The following is a 4683-nucleotide window of genomic DNA, read 5'->3' as shown; positions in this document are numbered from 1 at the left end:
CGGCGGGGGTGGGTGGCGCGGTCGGTGGCCTTCTGCTCGCGTTTGCGCTGGCGTTCTTTGGCCATCTCGGAGCGGACCGAGAGCACGGTGCGGTGTGCGGTGCGGGACCCGATGCGTTGGGTGCGGCCGGTACCGGAGCAGCGGTTGCAGGGCCCGAACCGGCGGCGGGTGGAGCCGGGTTTGCGGCCGGCGCCTCCGCAGCGGCGGCAGGGGCGGAACGGGTGGACGTAGACGCTGACCGCCCACAGGGCGAGTCCGGTCATGGTGAGCAGTAGGAGGGTGACCATCCGGGGTTCTCCTTTGGTGGGCGGCGGCTAGTTCTTCCATCGGCCGACCACGAGGGGCTTGGCCCACGCGGCCGTCTTGCGGCGGTCGATCACGATGTCGCCGTTGGGCTTGAGGACGATCTCGTCCTCGCGGACGTTGTCGTCCGGGAAGTGCTCGGCGACCTGGGCCTTGATCTGTCGCTCGTCCATGTGCGGCGTGCCGGTGGCGGGGCTGGCCTGCTGGCTCTCGCGGCGGCCCTGTTCGTAGCTCTGCTGGTAGCCGTCCTCCAGGCCGATAGCCATGGCTTCGGCGTAGGCCTCTTTCCAGGCTTGGCAGGCGTACCGGCGGCACTCGGTGTCCTTGCAGGTGCGGTAGTCGTGCCCGGCCTTGCCCGCACCGGCCTTGCCCGGCACGGGCTTGGCGGCGGGGGTGCGGGGCTTGGACGGGGTGTTCTGGCGGCGGGCCGCGGCGGCGGCCTTGCGGCGGGCGGCCTGCCGACGTTTGCGTTCGGCGGCCTGGCGGCGCGCGGCGGCGGCCTTTCGCTTCTTGAAGTCGGTGGAGATCTGGCAGGTGTGGTTGAGTCCGCGAGGCTTGCCGCAGGTGCGGCACGTCGCCGTGACCTTCACGCGGGGCTTGAGGCGGGTCTTGCCGGGCTTGCGCTTGCGGTCCATGCGGGTGACGCAGGTGTGGGTCAGCCCGCGGGGCTTACCGCAGGTTCCGCACTTGAGTACCTGGATCTTCAGGGCCATGGGGTCCTCACATCGTGGGTGCGGGGCCGGGGGCCGCGACCCGCGACCGGGCAGGTCAGGGCGGGCGCGCGGGTCGCGGCAGGTCGCGGCCGTGGGCGTTCGTGCAGGTAGCGGGAGGTCGCGGTGCCGCGACCCGGTCGCGGCCGGATCAGCCGGTGTCGGCCGCCGCGGCGGCGGCCTTGACGGCGTCCTTGCGGCACCCCTTGCGGGGAGATTTGCTGCCGGCGCGCTTCACGTCCACGCTCGGCACTCCCAGATCGCGGCATTGCGCCGAGACGGCGTCGGCGGTGGTGTCGGCCCACCGGTCGGGGTACTGCTCGGCGAGTCGCTCGGCGAGTTCGGTCCAGTGCAGGCCGGGGTCGCCGGCGAACACGGCCAGCACGTCGGCGAGCACGTCGCGGTCCGGGGTGCCGGTGTCCTGCCCGGCGGCGTAGCCGTTCAGAGTTCCGGCGCGCTCGCGGAACGTGCGGGCAGCGGTGAGAATCTTCTCGGCGTCGCCGTGGTCGGCCAGGTGGGTGCGCACGGTCGGGGTTTCGTCGGCCGCGCCGTACAGGTAGCCCACACCGAGGTAGGGCTTGCCGACCGGCAGGGTTGAGGCGTCGAACCCTTCGGAGTAGGCGTCCCCGCCCAAGATGGCGTCGGAGACATTGCGGTTGCCGCACCGCAGCGCGAACCGCACGGCGTGGTTGTCGCGGTACCGGTTGAACAGCCGGGACACGTCCCCGGCGCCGACCCCGGACGGCTTCTGGGAGGAGGACAGCAGGATGACGCCGGAGGAGGGGCCGACCGCGATGATGTAGGACAGCAGCGCTGCGATCTCCTTGTTGTCGTCCTGGTCTTCCAGCTCGAAGTAGTTCTGGAACTCCTCCATGACCAGCATCCAGATGAACAGCCGCTTGGGGTAGCGGCGGCACAGTTCCTCGGTGAGCTTGCCCTCGGGGCACTCCTCGGGCGGCAGGGTGGACAGGAAGTCGTTGACCTCGATGATGTGCGTCTTGATCTCGGCCAGGGCGGCGATGAGCTGGCGGACCGGGTCACCGGCTCGGTTGGGGACGGTGCCGCGGATGAAGTGGTAGGCGACCATCGCGAACTTGTTCCAGTCCGGGGAGTTCTTGCCGTCCACCACGCTCAGGCGCACCGAGGGGTCCAGCGCGGCGTACAGGGCCAGCAGCCGCGCGGCGAATGTCTTGCCCTTGCGGGGCTGGGCACCCACCAGGATCGAGATCCACAGCAGGCCGAGGGTGACCTTGCGGCCGTGTTCGTCCAGCCCGAACGGCGCCGGGTTCCAGATGTTGCGGCGCTTGCAGTCCAGCAGCGGCGTCTTGCCGGCCGGGAGCGCGAGCGGGTCGCGGTCCATCACGGTCAGGGTGTGGCGGCGGTGGCTGGTCGGGTCATGGGTCAGGTACACCTGCGACGGGGCCACGTCCAGCCCGGAGGCGAGGTCGTCCTTGGCCTTGACGACGTCATCGAACCCGGTGCCGTGCGGCAGCACGACCTTGACCTGCGATCCCTCACCTTCCTTGGTACGGGCCAGGTGGGTCTCAAAGGTGACCTGCTGGCCGGGCTTGTCGGGGTGGCCCAGCCCGGCGGCGTAGTAGCCGCGTAGCACCACGTCGTGGTTGAGCAGCCGGAACCGCGGCACGGTCATCGCCGGGACGATGATCGGCTTGTCCTCGGGGCGGCCCAGGTGCGCCAGCCACGGCACCACCACCGCCAGCACGGCGGCCCAGCCCCACCACGGCGCGGCCTTGACCATGACCAGCACGCCCAGCAGCACCCCGAACGCCTGACCGGCCAGGATGGCGCCGCGGACGCGGCGTGTCTCCTTGACCTCCCGGTGCAGCTTGTACCACTCCCGCGAATCCCCGGCGGCGATGGCCAGCGACCGCAGGTAGTCCTGTTCGGACACCCACCACCACGACAGTTGTCGGTCGATCAGCCGCCACAGCCCCACGATCGCCCAAGCCACCGCTAGCAGCAGGTAGCGGGGCGCGCGGACGGCGTGGAACGCGGCCCGGTGCGCGAACCGGCGGACGTGCCGGCCGATCGCCTCACCCACACCGGCCAGGGTGCGCAGGTTCTCGGGGATGACCGGGTAGGCGTCCCCGTCCTCGGGGTCGGGCAGCAGATACCCCACCCCGTCGTCCACCGGTTCGCCCTCGGCGTCGGGGTCGGCGCCGGGGTCAAGCTGGACCTCGAACGAGGTGTCTGCGTCCCCAGCGACCTCGGCGGGACGGTCGGGCACTGCGTCCGGCACTGCGTCCGGGTCGGTGTCGGCCGGGACGTCGGCGGGTGCGTCGTTGTTGGGGACGGGCAGGCGCACCACCTCGCCCATGGGCTTGCTGAAGTTCATCACGGGGTGTCTCCCTCGGCGGTCGGCGAGCCTTTCTCGGCGCGTTCGGCGGCGGACGGGGGTTCGGTCTTCAGGCGGGCCAGCAGGGCGCCGACGCGGGCGTTACCGGCGCTCTGACCGGCCTTCCGCAGCCCGGCGGCCAGCACGTTGCGGGTCAAGGGCTGACCGGCGGCGGTCAGGTCGGCTGCGATCTGCTGGCCGAGGGGCATCAGGTCGTCCACGTCCGGCGGCGGCGCGGTCTTGCCGGTCCGGCGGGACGGGCGGGCGGACGGTCCGCGCTTGCGTCCACCGGACCGCGCGGTCGCGGTCCGCGCCCGGGTCCGGGACGGCCCGGTGGACGGTCCAGACTCCAGCGCCGGACGGTCCACCGGCGCCGAGACGGGACGGTCCGGGGGCGGTCCACCGGACGGGACGGGGCCCGTCTCGGCGGTCAGGGTCGCGTCGGTGAGTTCACCGAGCCGGTACAGGGCCCGCACCCGGCGGGGCGCCTTGCGGCGCCACGTCCACCGGCCGTAGGTGTCCTGCAAGGCGGTCAGCGCCAGCAGCCGGGCGCGTTCGCGGGTCAGCGCGTCGGGGTAGGAGCGGATCTCCCACAGCACCATCCGGCGCCACAGCTTGGCCGTGGGCCACGGGGCCAGGATCCAGCGGGAGGCGCGGATGCTCTCAATGCGGGTACCGGCGGCGATCCCGGCGCGAAGCCGGATCACGTGCGCGGCGATCTCCACCGCCACGACCCACAGCGCGGGCAGCACGGCATGGGCGACCTTGCCGAACATCCCGTGCTCACCGGCCACGTTCAGATACACCGTCGCGGCGGTCAGGGCCCACGGGATGAACCGCAGCCACCGAATCCGCATGTCGATACGGGCCAGCACGATGTCCAGCGCGGCGAAGATCGCAATGCCCAGGTCGATCCCGAGGGGCACCGTCCAGGCCAGCCGCCCGAACGAGGGCTCGGACGCCTCGGCGACGGCGGCGAAGCTGTTGACGAACCCCAGCAGGCCCAGCACCGCCACCAGCGCGGCCACCACGGCGACCGCGGTGAACTCGCTACTGGTCAACTCACGGGCACGCGCGTCACCACGCGCATCGTCACGGGAGGCGTCGCGGGCGGCCGCTCCCGACGCGTCGGGGCGGGCGTCCTCGGCGCTGTCCAGGACCGGCGCATCCGGCGCCGAGGGGCCAGCGGGCGCGGCGCCGGCGCCGAGGATCTCGTGTGCAAACCCGGCGGGCAGGGGGGCCGCGGGCACGTGGTGGTTGAGCGTGGTCATGGCAGGTGCCTCCGTTCGGGGGCGATCCGGGCCGGGGTGGGGC

The 4683-nt window shown here is 72.3% G+C and carries 4 protein-coding genes; all 4 read right to left on the bottom strand.

Annotation, left to right across the window (positions count from 1 at the left end):
- Positions 1–287, bottom strand: a 287-nt coding sequence (locus E1281_RS37685; RefSeq protein WP_131884484.1) for a hypothetical protein, incomplete at its 3' end; no start/stop codon positions are given.
- Positions 288–314: 27 nt separating this feature from the next.
- Positions 315–1016: a hypothetical protein gene (locus E1281_RS37680; RefSeq protein WP_131884483.1), complete on the bottom strand. Its 702-nt coding sequence runs from the start codon at positions 1014–1016 to the stop codon at positions 315–317.
- A 148-nt stretch (positions 1017–1164) separates the two neighbouring features.
- Positions 1165–3369, bottom strand: a complete 2205-nt coding sequence (locus E1281_RS37675; protein WP_207943749.1) for a hypothetical protein — start codon at positions 3367–3369, stop codon at positions 1165–1167.
- Positions 3369–4640 carry a DUF2637 domain-containing protein gene (locus E1281_RS37670; RefSeq protein WP_131884482.1) on the bottom strand — a complete coding sequence of 424 codons (1272 nt, stop codon included), beginning with the start codon at positions 4638–4640 and terminating at the stop codon, positions 3369–3371. Before E1281_RS37670 ends, E1281_RS37675 begins: the two co-directional genes overlap by 1 nt.
- Positions 4641–4683 lie beyond the last annotated feature (43 nt).

Source organism: Actinomadura sp. KC345 (assembly GCF_004348515.1).
Taxonomy (GTDB): Bacteria; Actinomycetota; Actinomycetes; order Streptosporangiales; family Streptosporangiaceae; genus Spirillospora.
This window is presented reverse-complemented; position numbering and strand designations above follow the sequence as displayed.

What these genes read in the sequence shown, in the direction of transcription:
- E1281_RS37680 (WP_131884483.1), bottom strand. Translation starts at nt 1,016, where the DNA reads ATGGCCCTGAAGATCCAGGTACTCAAGTGCGGAACCTGCGGTAAGCCC.
- E1281_RS37675 (WP_207943749.1), bottom strand. Translation starts at nt 3,369, where the DNA reads ATGAACTTCAGCAAGCCCATGGGCGAGGTGGTGCGCCTGCCCGTCCCC.
- E1281_RS37670 (WP_131884482.1), bottom strand. Translation starts at nt 4,640, where the DNA reads ATGACCACGCTCAACCACCACGTGCCCGCGGCCCCCCTGCCCGCCGGG.